We start from the raw sequence: 23,688 nt of genomic DNA on the forward strand, positions 1-23,688 counted from the left end.
GATCATAAATCATAACATAAAGAGAAAGAGAGTAAAGTACTAAATAAAAAGCCTTAAGACAACTCTAAACTCATCTATAAAACGTATCATGAAATTGAAAAGCTCTTTCTTCTTTCCATTAGGGTTTCTGGATAGAGGGAAAGCCTTCGAACAGATCTTACAGTAGATTTAAAACAGCATATAGGAAACTTAACAGCGAGCATAGAAAAAAGCGTCATTATAATTTTAATAATAAAAAGTATAATTCCCAAACCAAGTAGTTCTATAAAACCAGCGAGAGTATGGCCTATACGTAAGTATAACGATTCGTAAATACTTTCTTCAGTTGATAAAACACTATAGATACGGGCAAAGCCCATGATACTTCCAAGAATTGGAAGAGAAGCTTTAATGGCTCTACACCAATTTTTTCTAATAATAAAAGTTTTTAATCCACAAGGTTGACGTACAAAACCTCGCCTAATGAATTTAGGCCAAGATGCAGTCTCGCTAATAAAGATATAGCTATCAGGATAAACGTAACACGACATGAATCACTCCTTTTATGAAAAAAGGAGCTATCATAGCTATATAAATTTTTTACATACGATGAGAAAAATTTTTAATAAAAGATTTTCCTGACCAAAAGTACCTTGTTAGAGCATTTCCTAGAGGAGTAAAGCACCAAGTGTCGAAAATAATATAAAGTATTTGAAAAATGATAAATACAATGATAATAGCAAAAAATATGCTCCCTAATCCTAAAAGTTCTATAAAACCAATGAGAGTATGGCCTATACGTAAGTAGTGTGATTCGTAAATACTTCTTTTAGTGGATAAAACACTATAGATACGGGCAAAGCCCATGATACTTCCAAGAATTGGAAGAGAGGCTTTGGCTACCTTTTTCCATGAGGAATTATAAAAAGGATTTAAGCCAGTCTTTCTACGAACAAAACCATCTTTTACACATTGTGGCCAAGATGCAGTTTTATTAAAGAAATCTTTACTATTTTTGTAAACATAAAGACGACAAGGCATAATAGGGTACTTTGAAAGTAGAACAATTCTAATGTCCTAAAATTTAGTATGTGTCTTATTTTAGTTTTTCTAATTCAAGACAAAAACATTATCCTCGTTATAGTAATAAAATGTAACAACAAAATTCATTACTTACATTGATAAAAATCAATGATAAGAATCCTAGATTATGTTGAATAAAAGACAAAAACTCTCCCTTAATTTTTAGGGAATAGGGGATCAAAACATCTAGGAATAAAAATCGCCTCCAATGAAAGCATTGAAGGCGACTTTTTATCAATATATTTTTTCAGTTATGATACAAATTCTGTAGTTTCAGTTTCCACAGGAGGAGGAAGGATAGTGGTAATATTTCTTCCATCAGCTAAGAAAGTAGTTTTTAAGTATGCAGAAGAAAAATCTGAGCCAAAGCCTTCTGAAGGGGAAATAGAGTTTACTGAATCCCAGATAGCTTGAAAATGAGATTGAACAGGCAAAGCTTTAACACTTGAATGGAATTTAGAATCTCTAACAGAAAATAAATAGCCAACGGTGTAACCTTCACCGGTTCTTGAAGAGACAAGAACTGGAACTAAATCATAGTAAGTGTTGTATAGCGCACATAAAGCTCGGAATGTTTCTTTATTAACATCATAGCAAACTGCTGAAAATGTTTCTGAAGATTCTTTACCTTCAATAACTTCAGCATTAATATTCGCAACTTGAGATGTTGGTCCTGCTGGATGAAAATTAAAGCTGCGGTGAGCATCTATTACATCAACAGCAGCTCCCCAAGCAGGATATCTCAACAAAACAGATTTAAAAGTTTCTGGATTCATTAAATCGTCATATGCAACTATAAGAAGGGAGTCTATCTTAACAGGCATTGCGATGGACTTAACAATAGTATCCCAAACCTTGTCTGTATCTTTAATATCACTACTCCCAAAACCTGGAAGCATTTCTTTAATTTTCTTAGCTTCTTCAAAATCACTTGTGAATATATCAGCACGATTGCAACTAGAAAAGAGCACTGCTGAGCAGGCAAAAGCTAGAAAGCTAAGCTTTCTGATAAATTTTAATGTACTTACTGTTTTCATCTTTTAACTCTCTTATAATACTATAAACTAAAACGTGGAGAAGACTAACAGTCCCTATTTTTATTTACGACAAAAATTTATTCAAAAAGATAAAACATAAGAAGCATTCTACTTAGTTACTAGAAGTACCAATAGCTATCGCGACGTTCCTTCTCAGCTTGCAGCTCTTCATCAGTTTTTTTAGGAGGAAAATCATCAGAAGGAAAAACTGGTTTATCATTACAAAGTTCAGAATCTGGATGACGATAACGAGGCCAATACCTATCCATTCCACTACATTCAGCACTCCGCAAAGTTGCTATATAGCGTTGAATAAAACAATCGCTAAACCAAAGGCGGACAACCTTAGAATCTACAGCTTTCATAAGACTATCATAACTCTCTTGACAAATTGTAGCTTTTGTAGATGTTAAAAACTGTCGATCTGTAACAGAAAATGTATACGCAACAGTGATACCCTCAGACTTTTGATAAGCAAAAACTTCTACAGGAACAAGGGAAAAATAGGTGTGATACCTAGAACAAAGATTTCTAAAGGTTTGTCGATTTACACAATAGCAAACTGCGTTAGAATACAAGCTTGGCAACCTGTATTCATGAGGTGTGCAAAACATACCTACAGTAGTCGCAATATTCAGTTTTCCAACAGGAGAATTTTTACCTTCGGGATGAAAATCAAATAAACATCTTGAAGCAGCGATGTAGACGGGGGTAAACCACTCTGGAATTCCAGCAACAGATTCAAAAATACTCGGATTCATTAATTCATCATATACAACTATGAGAATAGAATTTAAACGTCCAGGAAGATCTGCAGCAGCTTCGATTGTATCCCAAACTTTATCAGGATTAGTTAATTCTCGTCGCGGAAACTTAGGTAAAGATTCCTTAAGGAAAGCAGTAGATCGACGATCATAGGTAAATACACGATCGCGATCACACCCAGAAGATGGTAGTACTACTATACAGAGAAGAAATAAAGCTAAAGCTCTTTTAAATTTAAAAATAAACTCTGAGAACATGTTTTTATAAACAAAATAAAAATAAGCAACAATTAAAAATCATTTCTAATTTTCTGAAAAGACTTTATTTTCTGAAACACTTAATTGTTCTTGTAAAGAAGCTACTTTTTTATACAAAACACTGAGTTCTTCTTCCGACTCTGTTAACTGCTTTTGTAAAACCCCTATAAGGCTCGAATTTAGAGTACTTACAACAAAATATAGTCCAAGCCCAATACATAGAAGTCCAAGAACAACCAGAATTGAAGCAATAGCAATTACGGAAACGGAAAGCATATCCAACCCACAAAGGAAAAAGAGTACAACAAAGATAGAAGAAATAGTTCCCAAGCCCAATATAATGATCATAATATCCACAAGCAAACGGCATGTAGTTCGACGACTTGTTGTTTTAATCTCAGTGTAAGACAACAATGTTTGTGTTCCTATAGAAGATAAAGAGTTTGGTAAAGAGGCTGTTTCTGTCATCATTCATTTCATCTCCTGGTAAGCGTAGTCAAAAGCCAGCAATATAATAAAAGTTTTTTATATTTATTTAAACCAAGCGTAAGTGGCTAAAAATCCATATAAAAAACATACGTAAAAACCTAAGCCCTTGCTTCAAAAAATACTTTCCATTCTTAGAAAGAAAGTCTTTCATACAATACATTAATAGAAAGCAAAACCCTCTTGATGAGGGTATAGAAACTTGCAATTCTTCTAAAAAACAGCACATAAATAAAGTGCCTATAAGGTTCTTACATCTTTTAAGAAAGTCAAAAAATAAAAAAGCATTGACATAATCATAAAAAACTTAATACTTCTTTTAATTTTTGCCTTTTAAATAGGAATAAAGTGGAAGAAGCTTTAACCTTTGATGACGTCCTTCTTATCCCCCAATATTCTGAAATTTTACCTTCAGAGGTGTGTTTAGAGACACAACTTTCACCTTGTCAACCTTTGGCTATTCCGATTCTTTCTGCTGCAATGGATTCTGTCACAGAAACTTCAATGGCTATAGGTATGGCTAAAGTTGGAGGTTTAGGGATTATTCATAAGAATATGACAATAGACGAACAAAGCCTTTGTGTAAAAACATGCAAAGCTAATGCTCCAGGAGCTCCTATTGGCGCTGCAATTGGTATTGGAGAATCTGTAGAAAGAGCGTCCACTTTAGTTCAAGCTGGAGTAGATGTTTTAGTCATAGACACCGCTCATGCTCATTCAAAAACTGTTCTAGATACTGCAAAACAAATTAAAAACCTATTTCCTGAGAAAATTTTAATAGTTGGAAATATTGTCACAGGAGAAGCAGCTATTTGTCTTGCTAAAGTCGGTGTTGATGCTGTGAAAGTTGGCATTGGACCAGGCTCTATTTGCACAACACGAATTATTTCAGGAGTAGGGTATCCTCAAATTACAGCAATTATGTCTGTAGCCAAAGCCCTAAAGAAAACTCCTATCACAATCATAGCTGATGGGGGAATGCGCTATTCTGGAGATATCGTCAAAGCTTTAGCAGCTGGAGCAGACTGTGTAATGCTTGGAGGAATGCTTGCAGGAACAGAAGAAGCTCCTGGAGAAGTAATTTATATTGATGAAAAAGCATATAAAATGTACCGCGGCATGGGCTCTGTAGCAGCAATGAAGCAGGGAAGCGCTGATCGTTATTTTCAAAAACAAAAAGAGAGAAAATTTGTTCCCGAAGGTGTTGAAGGTCTTGTCCCTTTTAAAGGCTCCATAAATGACGTTCTTTATCAAATTCTTGGAGGATTACGATCAGGGATGGGATATTTAGGAGCAAGAACTCTTAAAGAGCTCAAAGAACAGGCTATTTTTACTCGTATTTCACAATCAGGAAGAGCAGAAAGTCATATTCATAATCTTCAATATGTTAAAAATACTCCAAATTATTCAATAACTACATAGGAAAACTCGTGAGCACTATAGTCATTCTTGACTTTGGATCTCAATATACTCAAGTCCTTGCTACAAAAATTCGACAACTCGCAGTTTACTGTGAAGTTCTTCCCTGGGATACTTCATGGGAAACTTTAGAAGCTAAAAAACCTTTAGGAATAATTCTTTCTGGAGGCCCTCATTCTGTATTTCAAGAAGGAGCTCCAAGCGTTTCTCAAAAAATTTATGATAGTACGATTCCTATTTTAGGAATTTGCTATGGGATGCAGCTTATTTCTAAAGATTTTGGAAGCGAAGTCTATGAAGGGGTCAGAGAATTTGGTTATACACCAATTACTCTCCAAGCTAGTGAACTTTTTCAAAATATTGTGTTTAAAGATCCTATAAATACAGAAATCAGGATGAGTCATAGTGATTATGTAGCACATATTCCTAAAGATTTTAAACTTATAGCAAGTACGCCAACCTGTCCTATAGCAGCGATAGAGCATGAAAAGAAGATGATTTTCTGTTTGCAATTTCACCCAGAAGTATCTGATACAAATAGTACAGGACAACAGATTCTAAAAAATTTTGTTCAAAATATTTGCAATGCTCCAACCAATTGGAACACAAAAACCATTCAAGAACAACTTATTCAAGAAATTCAAGAAACTATTGGAGAAAATGAGCGGGTTATTCTTGGTCTTTCTGGGGGAGTAGACTCCTCAGTTACAGCAACACTTCTACATAAAGCTATTGGAGATCGATTAATTTGTGTACTTGTAGACACAGGTTTTCTACGAGAAAATGAAATATCTGAAGTTACCTCACAATTCGCTTCCCTAGGTCCCAATCTTATTGTTAAAGATGCATCTCAATTATTCTACAGCAAGATGCAAGGCATTTCAGATCCTGAACAAAAAAGAAAAGTTCTAGGAAAAACATTCATAGAAGTTTTTGAAGAAATTGCAAAAAACCTTAACATTCATTGGCTAGCACAAGGCACCATATATTCTGACGTGATTGAGTCTTCTAAAGCAGGAAAGGCATCTCAAGTAATTAAGTCTCACCACAACGTTGGAGGACTTCCTGAATATTTAAATTTAAAACTTTTAGAACCTTTACGCTGTCTATTCAAAGATGAAGTCCGAGCATTAGGACGTTCCTTAGGGATAGCCTCACAACTTATAGATAGACACCCTTTTCCAGGGCCAGGTTTAGCTATTCGTATTCTTGGTAATATTCTTTCTGAGTATATTCCTATCTTACGGAAAGCTGATGTTATTTTTATTGAAGAACTAAAAAATCAAGGATTTTATAATTCCATAAGCCAAGCTTTTGCCGTATTTCTTCCAGTAAAGTCTGTATCTGTAAAAGGGGATTGTAGGGGATATGGTTATACAATAGCTTTACGTGCAGTACAATCTCTAAATTTTATGACCGGGCAGTGGGCACATTTACCTTATGAGTTTTTGAATTTCTGTTCTTCTCGCATTATTAATGAAATTCCAGAGGTTAGTCGTGTGGTATATGACATTTCCGATAAACCTCCAGCAACTATCGAGTGGGAATAATTTGTGTTAACAGTAAGAATTTCAAAACTTCTTCTCGAAATAACTAAAAAACTACCATTACTACACATGCAGTCCTGCACAGACAAAATCATACAAAGCCTACCAAAAGCAGATATCCATGTGCATCTTCCAGGGACAATAACTCCACAAACTGCGTGGGAACTAGGTGTAAAACACGGATTTTTAAAGTGGGGTTCGTCAAGCTGGCTAGACCATCGTCCCTTATCCTCTAAAAACCCACATAGAAACTATTCCGATATCTTCTTAAACTTTGAAGATTTGCGATACAAAAGACTCCCAGACTTAAATCTTTTGCAATACAATATCTCTTATCGAGATTTTTGTAGCTTCGATCGTGTTATGGCGACTGTTCAGGGACACAGATTCCCCCCAGGAGGTATCCAGACAGAAGAGGATCTCCTTTTTATTCTACAAAACTACCTTCAGCAATGTCTTAACGAAAATATTTTCTATACGGAAGTACAACAAAATATCCGTCTAGCACATATAATCTATCCGGATCTTCCTCCAAAAATTGCTCGATACCGCTTCTATCAACTTTTATTCCAAGCTAAGCAACTCTTTGAGAAACATGGAATAACCCTACATTTTTTAAATTGCTTTAATAAAACAAACTTTGCAGGTCTTAATCAGACTTCTAATGAGCGTTCTCTAGAAGCAGCTCTCTGGTTGAAAGAATCTCAAGAAAATTTTCCCGAGCTTTTTGTTGGTCTACAATCTGCAGGAACGGAATCTTGTCCTGGAGCGTGTCCCTCTCAATTAGTTTCTGGTTACATGCTTGCTTGTGATAATGGATTTGGCTGTGAAGCACATGCTGGAGAAGGAACAGGGTTTCATTATTTACAGACAACAATAAATGAACTTCCTGTACAGCGGGTAGCTCATGGCTTTCAAGCTATCGAGAACCCTCAAACCATAGAGAAGATAAAAAACTCACAACTTACTCTAGTCATGTCTCCTATTATCAATCTTATTTTAGGAGCTGCTATTTATCAGTATAAAAATAATATTAAAATAGGAAAAACTCTGATTCAGAAAATTGATGACCATCCTTTCTTTTATTTATTCAGAAATCAAGGAATAAAAATTGCTCTCAGTTCTGATAATCCTCAAATGGGAGGAATTTCTCTACAGAAGTCTATGATGCTCCTCGCTGGAATAAAACCTGCTGATACTCTTTTTTTACCTTTTGAAGCAGCACAACAGGCACCACTCCAACTCAATGAACTCATTCTGCTCATTATAAATTCAATAACTTCCGCATTCACTAGTGAGGAAATCAAAATACGGTTTCTAACTCGCATAGAAAAATTTATTGATAAGTTAATACAAACTTCTGACCAACAGATGGTTGATCCCTCTATAAGAAATACTCAGGGGTAAAAATTTTAAGCCCTATTATTTAATTCTTTACACTTTTTATTCGATATGAATTTTTTAAGCAAACTCATAATTCCTTGAGTTTACTTTATTTACAAAGAAACTCCTATTAATTTTAATATAGAAAAATCTATAATATTTTTGTTTTAAACTAATATTTAATGTTGTCTATGCAAATCTATAGTTTTTCTTCAGAATATTCCTTATCGTTTTTCCAAGAACGACTACTCTCTCATGTAAGCTCTTATTTAAATTTAAGGGGAGAAAAGACTATATTTCTTTCTAGAACTCGTGGATATGATTTCTGTATTCAAAAAGAATCTCATATTTCAACTCTTAAGAAAGTTTTGAAAATTCTTTCATTCATTTTTTTCCCAATAGTTCTCATAGCTCTTGCACTCTACTATTTCTTACATAATCGTTTTCAACAAACCCATCGCATTATTTCCCTAGACCAAAATGTCTCTCCTGAAGACAAAGTCTTTATTATAGCAAATCCCCAACAAGTTACTCGAGCTGCACGCGATGCTAAAGCTCCCTTCTTTGTGATTCCATCAAAATATCGTACAGTTACAGTCTCTACAGTAAATGAATGCAAAACACTTATTTTTGGTATAAATCTTGAAAAGATTTCTCAATCTATTGATGTATCGCACATTGACATAGAAACACGTCGTCTCTTTTTCCAGATGGATCACTCCTCGGATTCGATACATCAATTAATAGAAAAACTTAAACGAACAGAAAAAGGCGAACACATTAGTGAGAATGGAAAAAGAAAACTATTGGATCTTTTTTTAGAATTCTTGTTTGTTTCCGGAGTCAACCAAACTACGAACCTACCACAAACAATGATCCCATATTATCTAACCAATAAGGGAGCCCCAACGTTATGGCTAGAATTACTTACGGAAAGAAATTTATTAGAAGAAGATTCAGGATTTATTCCTGAAGTTCTTTATCAATTACAATGTTTAGGCCTAATCCCAAAAGGAGGTGAAGGCTCACAACTTAAATTGCCAAATCCTAATTTTATGTCTCGTGGAGTTTATGTATACTGGAGTTCTGATACATAGAAAATTTATAGCTTTTCTCAAACATAAAACTTAAAAAGTCTTCCTTCTGACATAGAGACAGAACATTACAGCTTGTTTTTCTAGAAAAACTAAATCCGTTTTTAATTAGAAAATAATAATCAAAAGTTCTTCTTTTTTCTGTAAATAAAAAAGCTTATAAACTATGATGCTCTTCTAAAAAAGATTTAATCTATTTATGAGAACATATAACTTTTCATCAGAATATAATCCTTCTTGGAGAGATCTACTACTAAAAAATGTCTCCAATTATTTAAACTTTGGAGGAGAGAGAACTTTATTTCTTGCTAAAGCCAGGGGATTTGACTTTTGTGTTCAAGAGCGACCTCAGGTTTCAACCTGTAAAAAGATCTTAAAGATTCTTTCGTTTATCTTCTTTCCTATTGCTCTTATAGCTCTTATAATTCGCTGGTTCTTAAGTACACGCTTTGAACGAACTTTAAAAATCTTCGCTCTAGGTCCTATTATCTCACCAAAAGACAAAGCCTTTATTATAGCGAACCCTCAACAAGTTACTCGAGCTGCACTCGATGCTAAAGCTCCTTTCTTTGTTGTTACAAACAGATATCGTACAGCCACTGTTACTAGTGATGCTGAAGGAACTAAAAAATTGGTCTTCAATATCGATTTGAAAAGAATTGCTCAAGATATCGATTTGTCAAAAGTCACGTTAGAAACAGAGAAATTACACCAAGAGATGACATGCGAACCTCTGCTACAACCTATTGTTGATGAACTTAAACTAACTGAAAAAGAGCAATATGTTAGTGAAGAAGGGAAAAGGAAACTTTTAGGCGCCTTTCTAAAATATCTCTATGACGTAGGAGTTAGGAGAGAACATGGAGGAGAGCCTAATTGGGGACCTGATCCTTGGCTAACGCTATTTCAGTATGGGGCTAGATGCAAAACTGCATGGTACCGACTTTTCGTTATCCCTAGATTAAATGAACCTTCGGTAGGATTTGCTATAAATATTTTGCAACAGTTAAAGGATCTCAATCTACTCCTGAAACATCCAACGCTTGATAACCCAGACGAAAAACCTAGAGGAATTTACGTATACTGGGAGTAAGCTTTATAAGAAAAAGGGAAGTTTATGAAGATTTATAATTTTGCCCTAACTGTTTCTCCAACATGTTTAGAAAAATTATTAAATATCATAGACAACTATTTAAATCTCGGAGGGAAGAGAACTGTCGTTGTAGCAAGTTCATGGCGTTATGACATAGCTCTTACAGAGCAATCCCATATATCTACATGCGAAAAGATCTTAAAAATCCTTTCATTCATCTTCTTCCCTATAGTACTAATTGCTTTAGCCCTTCATTACTTCTTGCACACTTATTACGAAAAAACTCATAAAATCTTTTATTTAGATTCTAATGTTTCCGAAAAAGATAAGGCGTTTCTCATTACACATCCGCACTTAGTCTTGGAGGCGGTTAAGAATGTTCCTCACACCTTTTTCATTCTTCCTTCGCTATACCGTAAAGTTTCTCTCACATATCCTCCCAACATCCAAAAGGAAGTTTCTCTCACATACCCTCCCATAACCCAAAAGGAAGCTAAACTCGTCCTTACTATCGATCTTAAAAAAATTTCTGAGTTATTAGATGTATCAAAAATTGATATTCCTACCTCTAAGCTTAGAGAAGAAATGGCCTGTGAGCCTTACATGAAAGCGATTCTTGATCAGCTTATTTCAGAAGAAAAAGAGAGATACATTAGTGAAAACGGGAAAAGACAGCTTTTAAACGCAACTTTAGAGTACCTTTATATCTCAGGTGTTCATAAAAAATCTGCAGGACCAACTATCAAAGATGAATTCTGGGAAACTTTCTTCTACTTTTTTTCTAAGGGGAAGCGTACTCCAAATACAGTTTGGTATAAACTGCTTCTTGAACATTTTGAAGATAAAGAATCTAGAGGATTTCTTAAAGCAGTCCTGAGACAACTAAGCGCCAATAATCTTCTCTATTCCAGAAGAGGTTTTGTAAATCCTGAAGAAAAGTTTAAAGGCATTCGAGTGAAATGGGGGATGCCCGATAGTCTTAAAAAAGCTCTCAAAAAAAAATATGCTCATGAAAAAATAGAGGAATAAATAATGAGAGTCTTTAAGTTTTCTTCCGACCACCTAATATGCTATTTTTCTAGCTCAATCTAACAGTAACTTCGATCTTTATATAACAAAGCACTACGAAGTTTCTACTTGTAAAAAGATCTCTCATAGTCCTTATAGCTCTTGCTCTTCATTTTTTATAAATTTTTTATAAAAACCCCTATTTCTAAACAAACTGAAGTGATACTGTGGAGTCATGATTCTCAAAAAATAAGGCTCAAGATTGCTCTTGAGCCTTTTCCTTATCTGACTTCTCGATAAAAATTATTAACCTACAAGAGGCCTTTTGATAATAAAAATACCATCTTGTGCTACGGACGTTTTTGTTAAGGTTTGTTTACCATCTCTCATCGGGACCGTTGCTAAATACTCTCCAGTTGCAACATGCTTAAAGCGCACCTGATCTCCTTCTCGAATATAAAGATCCTCTGTAGTATTAAGTTTTTCAATAACCCAAGTACAACGATCTGTATACGCAGACGTATCAAAATATCCCTCACCCCAATAACTATAGAAACTCAAAGAATCGTAATCAATAAACCCTTCTCCATAATTCCCAAACCGCGCTGCAAGACAACGTAAAAAATAGGTTGTATTATGAACTACGTTTTGACGTGTTTTAATGTTATCTAAAGAGAAAAAGAAAATTAACGGGTGAGCTCCTGATGTTTCCTTAATAGTTGGGAACAAATAAGGAAGTGCTGACCAAGTCCCTACATAAGGATCACTAACAACTAAAGGAGAATTCGCTGCATAAAGAACAAACTGCGATGCAGAACAATCATAGCCTGTAGTGAAAAGCTTGTCAGAAGGTTTATCTTGATGAGGAGTTTTTGCCTTCAAATACTCTAAAATAGCTTTTCCTAAGTCACTTCTAGTCTTAGCTAAAGCTTTAGCATCTATAGAAGGGAAATACTGAGACACTAACAATTCTGTAATAGGGGAAATAGCAATCTCTAAAGGTACTGGTTCCTGAGGAACGCTTTCTGACCATGCCTTGAAATCCAATTGCTCTTTACCCATTTCTGGAAGAACTGTTCCGCCTAAAAAGACTGTCTGAGATGACATAGATTCAGAATAAGAAGAATAACCTTGTTGTGTATCTGAAGAGGTCTTACTCTTCAATAAAGCTTCAGAAGCTGCTGCTTCTACAGTAAGCTTTTTCTCTTGTAGTTTCTCAATCTCTTCTGTAGAGATTTTCAAAACTTGAAAACCAACGCCACCATAAGTTACAGATGTCGTATAGTGTGTTCCAACTTCTTTAATAAAGTCTTGAATAACAGAAGGCTTGTCTACTAACTTTTTAACCCAAAAACAAAACTCATCATCCAATTTCAATTTCTTCGGATCATAAGCAATGTCTTGTTTCAAAGTATATAATGTATGTTTAGCAGTAGAGTGGGTGACAACATTCTTTGATGCACTAGTATTTTTTTGAACAAAATCAAATGTAAAGCTTCCTGAAAATGCAGAGGCTTTAGAAGCTGCTTCTCCTAATGCGCCACTCATAGGATCTTCGTCTTCCATCATAAAACCAGAGCTCTGTATCAATGTCGAAGATTTAAAACCTACATAATAGATATGACAATCATCTAGACTTTGTTGGAATCCGCTTTTAATTTTGCGAATAGCGTAAGCTTGCTCTGAAGGAATCCTGATTTCTGAAATTGCTCGATCTATCAAAACTGTAGCAATAGTATGAGTTCCCACTTGTATCTGGTAATTGAATTTACCCGAAATAAACCCTTGAAGATCTAACCTTACGTTTTCTTCTGTTAAAATTTGGCTTTTTGCCTGATTTCGCCAAATATTAGAGTAGGTCATCTTATTAATTAAGATTTTTGCTTTTCTCTTTGCAACCTTCACAATATCTAGAAGCTTTGAATCATAACTTGGAAACAGCTGCATACGTTGTACGCAGATCTCTTTTGAATTTTCTCCAGTAGCTTCAGCCTCTCCTTTTAAAAGGTTCTCTGGACAAGGTTTAGGAAGGGGAGGGGGGATATTGATAGTCAAAGTTGTAGAAAACTTACTAGAAAATGTTGTCTTTTCATCGAAAACAGAGGTACTAATGGCAATATCAGCAGATTGTTTTGGAAGTAACTTTGTTCCTGGAGGGATTCCCAACCTTCCATCAGAACTTGGAATGGCGGTATCTTCAGTAAAGGAATGGTCAATAACTCTATAAGAACTCAAAGTATTTACAATATTTGCTGGGTCAAGTTTTGTGATGTCTAGAGCTTGGCCTAAAAATGAAACGTTCTTAATTAATTCTAGATGCCCCGTATCTGCTCCAAGAACTTCATCATCACCATTACTAGATAGTAAATAACGCACACCGTTTTGCATGCTTCTGATAAAAGCATTTTGAATATCTGAAACAGTGTCTGAATCAAATGGTTTTTCTAAAATAGAGTGAGAAACAATACATGCAGCAATAGGTTGCAGGAGAGTCGCATCTATAATTTCATAATAAGCACCACTTTTATCAATAAGTGAGCAGGTTAAAAAATAATTATTACTTGTAATGTTTTCTTTTCCTGAAGGAGATGTTGCAGAAGTTACTTCTTTAGGAAAACTGCTTTCTGTTAATCCGTTGATAAAAGTTTCTAAGGAGTTTTCTTCCTCGTAGGGAGGAGTCCAAGAGAGTTGATTAGCGTTGATATTGGAAAGTCTTTCATCAAAAAAATTAAAAGCCGATAAATAATTCATAATTGCTCCATAACTGGGCTTTAATAACATAGGAGCGATTGTGTTCTAGCAACAAAATAAACGCAACTCGTTTTTTAATTTTTTCTTTGAAAAAGAAAATTTCATAAAAAAATAAATAAAAAAACGATCAATTAAAAACTTTTTTATTATAAAAATGAACAATTTATCAGAACCGTACAGGATGAGGAAAGTTTACTAGCACACACTAACACACTAGACGAACCATGTGTCCAATTCCCGTTCCAAAGGAATTTCGTCTTCAAAGGAATTTCGTCTTCAAGGAAGTGGTTTTCTGCAGAGTGCTTAAACACAAAGACCATCTTTATAGAATTTTTTAGTCTCAAACAAACAATGCAACATAATGAATATTATCAGACGTTATTTTGAATTCTGATTTTGAGTGGGTGTCACATATTCAACTTGAGGATTTTCTTGATACTCTGAGTGAATACAAAGAACAGAATCCCCATTAGCTAAAAAGGAAGTTTCAAGAAAATCTTTTGCAAAATCCTTACCATAAGCCTCTTTAGCTTCGGTAGATGAAACAGCACTCCAAACCAAATAATAATACTCTTTTAAAGGAAGGATATCTTTCGAACAAAAGACCTCTTCTGCAACAAAAACATAGGCTAAGCTACAAGATTCTTCATAAGGATAAGAACACACCTTGACAGGGACAAGCCTATAGCACTCTTCTCTTTTCCTTGCTGCAACAAAATCTTCTTCACTCATCTCTAAAATTATAGCATTACAACGCTTGGTCTGGTCCTTAACAAGGCTTAAAACGCCACGATTCCTAGCTCCGTTTATAGAGTGAAAGCTCTTTCTCCAAAAGCCTTGATCAAGATTAAAGAAACGCGTATATCCATACAACCATACAGGCATAGTTTTAAAATTTGCTAATGTATGAGCTGCAGAGCTTGGACTCATTAAGCTTCCATAAACAGCAATGGGAACAGTATCCCCCTGTAATTTAAGATTTTCATGTATTTCTTTCCAAATTACGTGAGATTCCTTATTAATTTTTTCTATAAAATCAGGATCACTCTCTAATGAAAGCTTTTCAATCTCATCTATAGGAGCGGGGTAACTTGGTAAGCAAGAAAGCTCATGTGAAATTTTCACATCTTTCTGATCCTTAATAAACCAAATTGATTCTGAATTAGAACAACTCCCTACTACTAAAGAAATACCTAGGAATATAGATAGGTTAAGTGTCTTTAACACAATATCACCAAATTTCTAAAATAAATTCAGGTAGTTTAAACTTTCTAAAAATAAATATCAGCCTTAAAAAATAAATTTAACTAGGAGTTTTTATTCTTCTTGTCTTTTTGATGTTTCGATCGCGAGCAAGCCAATGACCTCGTAACTAAGAGAAATATCAACAACACACGCTACAGCCGGGGGTACGTATAATGCAGAATTCTCTATAAAAATCTTATCCCTTTCTTTGGAAGTTATCGTCCCCTGCGCGTCTAAAATAGGACGAAGAACACGGACTCCAACACTCCAAATTTTATCCAAAGACTTCCTAGCTATCCGACCAGAACTCTTTTCGATCAATGTACCAAACTGAGATGCCAACCTTCCATGATAATACTTAAATGTAATGTTAGGAAATTGCTCACAAGTAAATACTAAATCATTTTTTAAAGAAGGATCGCTTGAAACATGAATCCCCTGTCCCTCTAAAGACGTAATCGTAGCTCCGAGAGAGAAAATAGTTTCAGTTATTTTTTCTATATCTTTTTCTTCTTTACGAGAAAAACGAAGAGTCAGATATGTCTTCTCTATTTCCCTATCTGTTAGCTTTATATGTTTTTTTTCAACTTTTTTGACTGGAGTAGGTTCGGGTTTACGTATAACAGGCTTAACAGGCTCAACTTCTTGATCTAGGAGAAATCCCGAATATTTTATAGACAAAGCAAAACGCAAGATTAATTTTAATGCTAATAAAATGATCATTGGGACAATTAGCAAACACATCAAAATTTTTATACTTTTCTCTAGGCATGAAGACTTAAGAAGAGTTCTGTCATAAATGAGAACCCTATCCTTAGAAACCGATTTCACTTCAATTCCAGTTTTCTGCAAAACAGAGCAACATGAATCGATCAATTGGACCAATTTTTCTAAAGAGGTATTTTTACCTTCATTAGTTTTTTTCTCAAAAAAACCATCGGAAAAAGAAACAGGTGTACTAAATTTTACAAACATGCTTAATCTCTCTCTACAACTAGACTAGTCAAGGTACACTCCTCTAGATAAATATTATTTTTACATTTAATGTATCAAAAATAAAGTATAAGTAAGTAAAGGAACCATACTTAATTATTCTACCATTATTTTAACTAAAAAACGACAATTCAGCACTAGAAATCCCTTAAACTCATTAAACATTGAAATTCAAGATCTTAAGGATATTACCAACAAAATCACATCTTTAAAGACAAGGAGCTAAAACCAACACTTGGATTTTTCTTTGGAACCATTTAATGATTCCAAAGAACTGGTTTAAAAGTACTAAAAAGAAATACATCTAGAATCCCAAATCTGAAGTTCTTTTATCATCAATATGTTTTTTAAATATTGAAAACGATCTACCACTTAAAAGTTCCCTGAACTATTAATGCATAAAGAGAACTCGTTTCTTTTTCAGTCCATGGTAAAGCCTGACAACGAATAATATGATTATCAAAGATTTTCGCAGTTTCTAAGATACGAATAGCCTCTATATTTCTCTGAGCAGAATTTTGTATCTGCCCATCCTTATCTTCTGTCTTATTTGGAAATGATGAGAAAACTAAATCCGGGAATTTTTTTAAACAGAACACAATAGCAGAAATATCCGAAATAAAATAAATTCCCCGACGTTCCAATTCTTTTTTACTTAACCCAGAGCGAAGTGCTGCATGCTGAGACCAAATATATCTGAGCACTTTAGGATGAAGAGGAGCAAGATGATACTCATCATTTCGAAACATTAATAAATCATAGAATGCTTCGTCATTCAAATACATCCAGGGTCTGTATTTAAAATAAAGGATGATCCTAAGAATAAATTTCACCAGTAACATGATAATTACTGGAATCAACAACATATAAGAAAGAATTTTCAAGGTCTTTTCTCTAAAGCTAATGGTGTTAAACCTCTCTAAGCAAAAAACTCCTCCCGATACAGATTCTTTAACGACTCTAATGTTCTTCCCATATAAGTCGAAATAGGAATCTACTTTACAAGAGAGCTTTTCTAAAATTCCAAATTGTTTTCCTTGAAGAGAGGAAAACGAAATAAAACTCTTGGAAAATGTTATAGGTGTAAAAAAACTTGACATACCTTCCCTAGAAATCGCTTATGACATTAAGAAAAACACAAGAATATTATATGAAGTTACGAACAGAACAAAAAATTTTTAGTAAAATTATTCAAAAAATATTTCTTCTTCTGAATCAGAATTAGCACTGGCAACAAGGAAATAGAAGCTTCTGGGGCAGTAGAATCCAGATGAAAGAATATCATAAAATTTTAGAGATCTTCCGAATAAAAGGTAATCTTGGGCGCTCTATTAAAGAATTCGCGTACTAAGTTCTAATCGTAATAAATCCAAACTTCTCTGGCATTATTGCTAAACGTCTTGATAATCCCCACTTCCATCATTTTTTTAAGGATTACCTCTCCAGTTGAAGGTAATTTCTGACCTTCTTGTTTAATAAACAACTCCCCATATATGCTAGGCTCAGCTATAAGACGGTCTTCCCCACCAAACTTTTGAAAGACGATAACACTCCTATCTGTCTCTTTATCTATTTGAAGCATACGAATAGAAAGAAAATTTAGAAAACTTTTCAGCTTATTTATATCTATGTTCAAATTCAAAGCTTTTGCAAGCCTCTCTCCCATCAAAGAGTGCATTAATTCTGGAGATTTCAAAGTCGCTGGAATTTCTAAAATAAGCTCTTTTAATAATTCTTCAGGACTCACCAGTAAAATTTGTTTAATCGCCTCTAATTGCATTGCCTTTTTGATCACAGGATCTTCAAAATTATTTTTAAAGCGTCCTGTATCTTCAATAACAGGTAGACATATTCCTTGATTTTCAAAAATTAGCAGTCCCCCACGAGCTATGGATACTCCAGAACAACCAGATTGAATAGCGAAATTAAAAAACTTACTTATACAATCTTGAAAAGGTTTTCGACCAGCTTGCGTCTCAGGTAATAATTGAACACTCAAAGCTGTAATTTTATCTGGAGTCAAGCTTGTGCAACATATCAACATATTGTTCCGCAAACTTAATCCAATAACCCCTGGAACAAACATTGCTCGATCCTGGCCATACACCCAATTTCTTGCTTCGATAGTTCTTAAACAATGTTTTAGTAAGGATTTTGTAGTTTCTAGAGAAACTGTGGTGTGATCTTCAGTTTTCTTATCGGATACGAAGGTAAATGTAACTCCAGGAAATTGTCGAAAGGCAATTGTGAAGACTTCATTGCCGCCATCTTTGTAAAGATTGATAAGAGTGATCCCCTCCTTCCTCATTCTTTCAATATAAGAATTATCGGCCAAGCCGGAACGATATAACTCCAAGCATTTACTTCGAATCTCCAAAAACTTGGTTAAGTAGGCCTCTGAAGGCACAGAATTTTCTATAAGATAAGGATCATAATTTTTAAAGACGACACAACGTAATAAGCTACGCAATAATAGCGCAATAAGAACGACAGGGATAAACAGGTATAAAATAACTTTAAGGATCTTCTCTACTGTTGAAACTTTTCTTCCTTCATTAGAAATACAAATTAGCTTTTGGGCAAACTTATCTTTGGCTAATATCTCATAACGATGTCCACCCCAATAAAAGAGGGACTCTAGAACATTTAAAACCTTCTCCGAACAACTGGGAGAAGTATATTGAGAATGTAAAGTATAATTATTTAAATAAAATTTCATGATTATTAAACATTAATAATAAAAAAACGAATTTATTATACCACAAAACAACAACAACTTAAAAAAATAAAAAACATCAAAATCTTTACAATTCTATGATGAGTGGGCTTTAAAAAGCTCGTGAAGTGAAAGTGTTATACAACAGAACCAAAGACTATGGAGGAGAATATAGTATTTATAAAAAATTTAACAAAAAAACATCGTGAGCATTCAATTCAGTTAGGCCAATTATCTTCTTCATAGACTCAAAAACTTTTGCAGACTAAGCAGAAAAATTTCCCTATCCAATAATTGAACATGTAAAAATGAACAGAAAAAAATAGACTTCTCAATCTGCCATAAGCCGCCTAATTAGAATAGAGGGGCACCTTGTGCCAACAAATTATCGACATAATTAATATCGTAGTCTGACTGAATAAACTTCGGATTATCCAACATGAACTGGTGAAAAGGAATTGTAGAACATATTCCTCCTATATGAAACTCTTTCAAAGCTCGTTTCATAATAGCTATTGATTCTTCGCGATTTTTCCCTTTAGTAATGACCTTGGCTACCATAGAGTCGTAATATGGAGGAATGGTGTAGCCGCTATAGCAAGCACCGTCAACACGAACATAAGGCCCTCCCGGAGGAAGAAAATAATCCAATCGACCTGGGGAAGGTGTAAAGTTGTTAGAAGGATCCTCGGCATTAATACGACATTGAATAGTATGACCTGAAAAAGTAATATTTTTCTGTTTCCAAGGTAACCGATTTCCAGCAGCAACAAGTATCTGCTCTTTTACAAGATCTATACCAGTGACTTCTTCTGTAATAGTATGTTCTACTTGGATCCTTGTATTCATCTCCATGAAATAAAATTTCTTATCCTTATCCAAAAGAAACTCTACAGTTCCAACGGAAAAATAACCCGCACTTCGAGCTAGATCTACAGCGACCTTTCCTACCCGAGCACGCATCTCTGAAGACAAAATAGGACTTGGAGTTTCTTCTATTAATTTTTGCCTACGTCTTTGTACCGTACAATCACGCTCTCCTAGATGAACATAGTTACCGTGTTTATCTCCGATAATTTGGACCTCTAAATGTCGAGGATTCTCTATAAACTTTTCAATGTACACATCGGGATTGTTAAATCCTGCCTCAGCCTCTGCTCTTGCAGCGGAAAAAGCTCGATAAAACATATCTTTTTCTTTAACAATACGAATTCCACGACCACCTCCACCAGCAACAGCCTTAATAACAATGGGGAAGCCTATTTTTTCTGCAATCTTCAATCCTTCAGATTCATCTCGGATAATCCCTTCCGATCCTGGAATCACAGGACATTTTATCTTCTTTGCGAGAAGTTTTGCCGCCACTTTATCTCCCATTGTAGCGATAGATTCCGCACTAGGACCGATAAATGTTAGGCCACAACTTTCACATATAGAGGCAAAGCTTGCGTTTTCACTTAAGAATCCATAACCAGGGTGAACAGCGTCAGCGCCTGTGATTTCACAAGCAGCCAAAATATTAGAAATCTTAAGGTAGGATTTTGCGGCCTGAGGTTCTCCAATACAAATGGCCTCATCTGCAAGCAACACGTGAAGAGCTTCTTGATCTGCTAAAGAGTAGACAGCTACTGTAGATAGCCCCAGATCATGACACGCTCGAATAATACGAACCGCAATCTCGCCTCTATTGGCAATTAGGACTTTTTTCATTATTCAGCCTTATCTACACGAAATAATTTAGATCCAAATTGAACAGGATCTCCATTGGTAAGCAAAATTTCAACAACACGCCCATTCATGCCAGCTTTCACTTCATTCATGACTTTCATAGCTTCAACGATACAAACTATAGTATCTTCGGAAACAATATCTCCGGGCTTAACAAAAGAGGGTGCATCTGGAGCTGGGGAACTATAAAACGTCCCTACTAGAGGAGAGTTAATAAAATCTCCAGGTTGTTGTCCAGAATCTGTAGCTTTATCTACTGAGACTTCTTTAACGACATCCCTATTAGGGTCTGTGGGAATAGGACGCTCTTGAGAAAAACCAGCAAAAAGCCGACTATCATAAAACACTGGCTCTTGACTTTTCTTTTCTCCAGTATCTCTTTCTAATTCAAGCTCTAACCCCTCTCGTTTTATAACAAAACGCTTCATGCCATTACGCCCCATAGCAATCATGAGCTTTTCTATTTGCTTTAAATCCATAGTTGTCTTCTCTGCTTGAGGTTAGACACGCTGAATATATTCACACGTTCGCGTATCAATTTTTATAATATCTCCTATTTCTACAAAAGGAGGCACTAAAACCTCTATACCTGTTTCGAGTAGAGCTGTTTTTGTTCCTCCTGATAAAGAAAGAGCGTCTCCAGGAAAATCAGTTTTTGATACCATCAATTCTAGAAAATGCGGTAGCTCTACAGAGAAAACGATATTATCGTAGACCATAGCAGAAACAGTAACTCCTGCTTTCAAAAACAGAAAATTCTCTTTCATAATTTCCTTAGAGAGGTACATTTTTTCGTAATTTCCTAAATCTAAGAAAAGATAACTCTCTTCTTCTGGATAGAGATACTCTAAAGTTCGAGCTTCAAACTGCGCTTCCTTGATTTCTTGACCAGCTTTGAAGTTTCTTTCGATAACAACATCGGAATCAGCAGCTTTTAGCGAGGCTTTAACAAAAGATTCTCCTTTGGGCCCCAATACTTTTGAAACAGAAAGAACCTTGTATAAACCATCTTTTGTAGAAATAAACATCCCTATTGATAGCTGGCTACTTAATACCATAATTAATTTTCTCCTCGAAGTAGCGAAACTTTATTTTCCATAGTCGTTGTATGATGCACTTGAGAGTCAAACAAATATGATGCTGCGACTAAAATATCTGCTCCTGAGTCACGACAAAGTTTTGCTGATTCAGGATCTATCCCCCCATCCACCTCTATTAAACAATTTTTTAATCCAAACTTTTCTATTGTTTTACGAGTGAAAATGATCCTATTTAGGGTTTCTTTTAAAAAACTTTGCCCACAAAATCCAGGAAAAACAGACATCAGCAATACAAGATCACAAAAAGGTAGAAAAGAGGGAATAAATTCTAAAGAAGTTTCTGGAGAAAAAGCTAGACCCGCTTGAACTCCACATTTTTTAATATAAGCTAAAAGTTCTTTAATATCTTCAGAAGCTTCGAAATGAACTATAATTCGATCTACTCCAGAACGAACAAATGCTTCAACAAAATCAAATGGAGTATAGATCATGGCATGAACTTCAAGGAACAGATCTGTGGATTTATTTATTGCAGCAATCACACTAGGACCGAAAGTAATATTTGGAACAAAATGCCCATCCATAACATCGATATGGATCAAATCAGCTCCAGCGTTTTCTATTCTTTTTACTTCGACACCTAGACAAGAAAGATCCGCCCCCATAATAGAAGGAGCTATTTTCACACGACCCTTCATATTAGTTTGCTTCAAAACCCACCTACTTTTCTTCTAATCAAAGAATCTCTTTAAAGCCAACTTCTGGCCATACATTATACAAATAACCTATAACATATCTCTAGAATAGAGATAAGCACAAGAAGAACTTTAAAACATACCAAGATCTCCCTCACCCTTCCTTTATACGCATACTTTCTAAAACATTTCTATTCTAGGGGTGTTACAAATAACAAAAAAATTAAAAAATTTATCAAAACTTCTTTTCCATCAATACTCTAGGAACAGTTATTAAAACCTAAAACTCTTGCTTTTTTTAAGTTTTAGAACAATAATTTTTCTACTTTTTAATTTACTAATGAGATAACACCATGACTACATTGCCAATCGGAGCAGCTACTAATAAGATAGAAACTAATGAAAATCAAAATACTGATAATTCAAAAACTGCTTTTCCTATTATACAAACACAAACAACACCTTCAAGACCTTCAAGAGCTACCTGTGCTCAAAGAGCTCTTTATGCTGTCAAGCTCATCGCAGCTATTGCTCTTTTTGTTATCGCTGCTGTTGCCATTGTCGGTTGCTATGCAGGCTTACCTTTAGGTTTAGTTGGAGCTATTGCACTTGCATGTGTTGCCTTAATCTGCTTCATTATTATTTTATTCGCTCTTCAAGACAGTCTTCCAGGAGCAGAAGCTAGAGCAATGCGCGCTCAAATTCAACAACTTTCGAATGAAAACGAAAAACTGCAGAAAGTATCTACAGAGCTCGAAAACGAAGTTAAGAGACTCACAGACAACGTGAATGAATTTCAATCAGCGTTGGGCCGCTTAGGAGATCTAAGCTCAGCTATGGAGAAACATACAGAAACTTCAGAAGGACTTTCTGTAAAATGCATAGAAATACTAAACGTGTTTCAAAGTTTGAAACTAGAAATGCAAGAAGCGTTAAGACCTGTTTCTGATTTAACAGCCGCCATACGTTCGCTACTTACTAAAGAAGATATACAAAAATTAACCAATCAAATGGCAGCACTAACACAAGAACTTCAAGAAACTCGAATAAATATAGATCAAGCTAATCTAGTACTACAAACTATACAAAGAAACATAGAGACTGAACGAAACGTACTCATAGAACTTCAACGACAAGAGGAGACACTACGAGAGGTTCTTGCAGAACTTCAAGCTGCGGCGGGAGCAGCAAGAGAAGCTCAAGAGCAGCTAGTTCAAGGCGTTCAGAATGCATTACAACAACAACAACAAGATAACAACCAAGAAGGAGGAGTAGGAGGAGCTGTTGTTGTTGGTGCTGAAGGAGGTGCTGGTCAGAATGATAACGATGAGCAGAACGATGAAAATGTAGGCCAAGAATAATCTCTTTG

Annotated in this window: 21 protein-coding genes; 7 read left to right on the forward strand and 14 right to left on the reverse strand. The window is 35.0% G+C overall.

Going from position 1 to position 23,688, the window contains the following annotated elements:
- Positions 1-86: 86 nt before the first annotated feature.
- From JMS40_RS03815 to JMS40_RS03835, 5 genes are all read right to left on the reverse strand, one after another.
- A complete protein-coding gene (locus tag JMS40_RS03815; protein ID WP_201456956.1) occupies positions 87-530 on the reverse strand; it encodes a hypothetical protein in 444 nt (147 codons plus the stop codon).
- Positions 531-579: 49 nt separating this feature from the next.
- Entirely contained in the window at positions 580-1,020 is a 441-nt protein-coding gene (locus tag JMS40_RS03820; RefSeq protein ID WP_201456957.1) for a hypothetical protein, read from the reverse strand.
- Between the two features lie 293 nt (positions 1,021-1,313).
- A complete protein-coding gene (locus JMS40_RS03825; RefSeq protein WP_201456958.1) occupies positions 1,314-2,099 on the reverse strand; it encodes a hypothetical protein in 786 nt (261 codons plus the stop codon).
- A 119-nt stretch (positions 2,100-2,218) separates the two neighbouring features.
- A complete protein-coding gene (locus JMS40_RS03830; protein WP_201456959.1) occupies positions 2,219-3,121 on the reverse strand; it encodes a hypothetical protein in 903 nt (300 codons plus the stop codon).
- 45 nt (positions 3,122-3,166) lie between these two features.
- Entirely contained in the window at positions 3,167-3,592 is a 426-nt protein-coding gene (locus tag JMS40_RS03835; RefSeq protein ID WP_201456960.1) for a hypothetical protein, read from the reverse strand.
- Positions 3,593-3,955: 363 nt separating this feature from the next.
- Here JMS40_RS03835 and JMS40_RS03840 point away from each other — a divergent pair, with 363 nt between their 5' ends.
- From JMS40_RS03840 to JMS40_RS03865, 6 genes are all read left to right on the forward strand, one after another.
- Positions 3,956-5,029: an IMP dehydrogenase gene (locus JMS40_RS03840; protein WP_201456961.1), complete on the forward strand. Its 1,074-nt coding sequence runs from the start codon at positions 3,956-3,958 to the stop codon at positions 5,027-5,029.
- An 8-nt stretch (positions 5,030-5,037) separates the two neighbouring features.
- Entirely contained in the window at positions 5,038-6,576 is a 1,539-nt protein-coding gene (gene guaA / locus JMS40_RS03845) for a glutamine-hydrolyzing GMP synthase (RefSeq protein ID WP_201456962.1), read from the forward strand.
- Positions 6,577-6,579: 3 nt separating this feature from the next.
- On the forward strand, positions 6,580-7,980 hold the full coding sequence (locus JMS40_RS03850) for an adenosine deaminase (RefSeq protein WP_236558946.1): 1,401 nt from the start codon (positions 6,580-6,582) through the stop codon (positions 7,978-7,980).
- Positions 7,981-8,147: 167 nt separating this feature from the next.
- On the forward strand, positions 8,148-9,053 hold the full coding sequence (locus tag JMS40_RS03855; RefSeq protein ID WP_201456963.1) for a DUF648 domain-containing protein: 906 nt from the start codon (positions 8,148-8,150) through the stop codon (positions 9,051-9,053).
- A 196-nt stretch (positions 9,054-9,249) separates the two neighbouring features.
- The gene (locus tag JMS40_RS03860; RefSeq protein WP_201456964.1) at positions 9,250-10,143 is read left to right on the forward strand and encodes a DUF648 domain-containing protein; all 894 of its coding nucleotides are present in this window, start codon (positions 9,250-9,252) and stop codon (positions 10,141-10,143) included.
- A 24-nt stretch (positions 10,144-10,167) separates the two neighbouring features.
- Positions 10,168-11,172, forward strand: coding sequence for a DUF648 domain-containing protein (locus JMS40_RS03865; protein WP_201456965.1), 1,005 nt, complete (start codon positions 10,168-10,170; stop codon positions 11,170-11,172).
- 285 nt (positions 11,173-11,457) lie between these two features.
- Here the strand turns inward: JMS40_RS03865 and JMS40_RS03870 are convergent, their stop codons facing one another.
- The 9 genes from JMS40_RS03870 to rpe all read right to left on the reverse strand — a co-directional run bounded on the left by JMS40_RS03870 (position 11,458) and on the right by rpe (position 22,322).
- Positions 11,458-13,902, reverse strand: coding sequence for an MAC/perforin domain-containing protein (locus tag JMS40_RS03870; RefSeq protein ID WP_236558947.1), 2,445 nt, complete (start codon positions 13,900-13,902; stop codon positions 11,458-11,460).
- Positions 13,903-14,280: 378 nt separating this feature from the next.
- A complete protein-coding gene (locus tag JMS40_RS03875) occupies positions 14,281-15,027 on the reverse strand; it encodes a gamma-glutamylcyclotransferase family protein (RefSeq protein WP_201456967.1) in 747 nt (248 codons plus the stop codon).
- Between the two features lie 192 nt (positions 15,028-15,219).
- The gene (locus JMS40_RS03880; protein WP_201456968.1) at positions 15,220-16,122 is read right to left on the reverse strand and encodes a hypothetical protein; all 903 of its coding nucleotides are present in this window, start codon (positions 16,120-16,122) and stop codon (positions 15,220-15,222) included.
- Between the two features lie 383 nt (positions 16,123-16,505).
- Positions 16,506-17,240 (reverse strand): DUF648 domain-containing protein, encoded by a 735-nt coding sequence (locus JMS40_RS03885; RefSeq protein ID WP_201456969.1) that lies wholly within the window; start codon positions 17,238-17,240, stop codon positions 16,506-16,508.
- A gap of 254 nt (positions 17,241-17,494) precedes the next feature.
- A complete protein-coding gene (locus JMS40_RS03890; RefSeq protein WP_201456970.1) occupies positions 17,495-18,859 on the reverse strand; it encodes a DUF648 domain-containing protein in 1,365 nt (454 codons plus the stop codon).
- Positions 18,860-19,210: 351 nt separating this feature from the next.
- A complete protein-coding gene (gene accC, locus JMS40_RS03895) occupies positions 19,211-20,566 on the reverse strand; it encodes an acetyl-CoA carboxylase biotin carboxylase subunit (protein ID WP_201456971.1) in 1,356 nt (451 codons plus the stop codon).
- A complete protein-coding gene (gene accB, locus JMS40_RS03900) occupies positions 20,566-21,063 on the reverse strand; it encodes an acetyl-CoA carboxylase biotin carboxyl carrier protein (RefSeq protein ID WP_201456972.1) in 498 nt (165 codons plus the stop codon). Before accB ends, accC begins: the two co-directional genes overlap by 1 nt.
- A 21-nt stretch (positions 21,064-21,084) precedes the next feature.
- The gene (locus tag JMS40_RS03905) at positions 21,085-21,642 is read right to left on the reverse strand and encodes an elongation factor P (RefSeq protein ID WP_201456973.1); all 558 of its coding nucleotides are present in this window, start codon (positions 21,640-21,642) and stop codon (positions 21,085-21,087) included.
- A 2-nt stretch (positions 21,643-21,644) separates the two neighbouring features.
- Positions 21,645-22,322, reverse strand: coding sequence for a ribulose-phosphate 3-epimerase (gene rpe, locus JMS40_RS03910; protein ID WP_201456974.1), 678 nt, complete (start codon positions 22,320-22,322; stop codon positions 21,645-21,647).
- A gap of 350 nt (positions 22,323-22,672) precedes the next feature.
- Here rpe and JMS40_RS03915 point away from each other — a divergent pair, with 350 nt between their 5' ends.
- A complete protein-coding gene (locus tag JMS40_RS03915; RefSeq protein ID WP_201456975.1) occupies positions 22,673-23,680 on the forward strand; it encodes a hypothetical protein in 1,008 nt (335 codons plus the stop codon).
- Positions 23,681-23,688: the final 8 nt, after the last annotated feature.

The organism is Chlamydia sp. 17-3921 (assembly GCF_902705545.1).
Taxonomy (GTDB): Bacteria; Chlamydiota; Chlamydiia; order Chlamydiales; family Chlamydiaceae; genus Chlamydia.

Excerpts from the sequence above, each read along its gene's own strand:
- JMS40_RS03870 (WP_236558947.1), bottom strand. The coding sequence starts at position 13,902 with ATGAATTATTTATCGGCTTTTAATTTTTTTGATGAAAGACTTTCCAAT.
- JMS40_RS03835 (WP_201456960.1), bottom strand. The coding sequence starts at position 3,592 with ATGATGACAGAAACAGCCTCTTTACCAAACTCTTTATCTTCTATAGGA.
- JMS40_RS03905 (WP_201456973.1), bottom strand. The coding sequence starts at position 21,642 with ATGGTATTAAGTAGCCAGCTATCAATAGGGATGTTTATTTCTACAAAA.
- JMS40_RS03885 (WP_201456969.1), bottom strand. The coding sequence starts at position 17,240 with ATGTCAAGTTTTTTTACACCTATAACATTTTCCAAGAGTTTTATTTCG.
- accB (WP_201456972.1), bottom strand. The coding sequence starts at position 21,063 with ATGGATTTAAAGCAAATAGAAAAGCTCATGATTGCTATGGGGCGTAAT.
- JMS40_RS03855 (WP_201456963.1), top strand. The coding sequence starts at position 8,148 with ATGCAAATCTATAGTTTTTCTTCAGAATATTCCTTATCGTTTTTCCAA.
- JMS40_RS03815 (WP_201456956.1), bottom strand. The coding sequence starts at position 530 with ATGTCGTGTTACGTTTATCCTGATAGCTATATCTTTATTAGCGAGACT.
- JMS40_RS03820 (WP_201456957.1), bottom strand. The coding sequence starts at position 1,020 with ATGCCTTGTCGTCTTTATGTTTACAAAAATAGTAAAGATTTCTTTAAT.
- JMS40_RS03860 (WP_201456964.1), top strand. The coding sequence starts at position 9,250 with ATGAGAACATATAACTTTTCATCAGAATATAATCCTTCTTGGAGAGAT.
- JMS40_RS03865 (WP_201456965.1), top strand. The coding sequence starts at position 10,168 with ATGAAGATTTATAATTTTGCCCTAACTGTTTCTCCAACATGTTTAGAA.
- JMS40_RS03825 (WP_201456958.1), bottom strand. The coding sequence starts at position 2,099 with ATGAAAACAGTAAGTACATTAAAATTTATCAGAAAGCTTAGCTTTCTA.
- rpe (WP_201456974.1), bottom strand. The coding sequence starts at position 22,322 with ATGAAGGGTCGTGTGAAAATAGCTCCTTCTATTATGGGGGCGGATCTT.
- accC (WP_201456971.1), bottom strand. The coding sequence starts at position 20,566 with ATGAAAAAAGTCCTAATTGCCAATAGAGGCGAGATTGCGGTTCGTATT.
- JMS40_RS03830 (WP_201456959.1), bottom strand. The coding sequence starts at position 3,121 with ATGTTCTCAGAGTTTATTTTTAAATTTAAAAGAGCTTTAGCTTTATTT.
- JMS40_RS03915 (WP_201456975.1), top strand. The coding sequence starts at position 22,673 with ATGACTACATTGCCAATCGGAGCAGCTACTAATAAGATAGAAACTAAT.
- JMS40_RS03890 (WP_201456970.1), bottom strand. The coding sequence starts at position 18,859 with ATGAAATTTTATTTAAATAATTATACTTTACATTCTCAATATACTTCT.
- JMS40_RS03880 (WP_201456968.1), bottom strand. The coding sequence starts at position 16,122 with ATGTTTGTAAAATTTAGTACACCTGTTTCTTTTTCCGATGGTTTTTTT.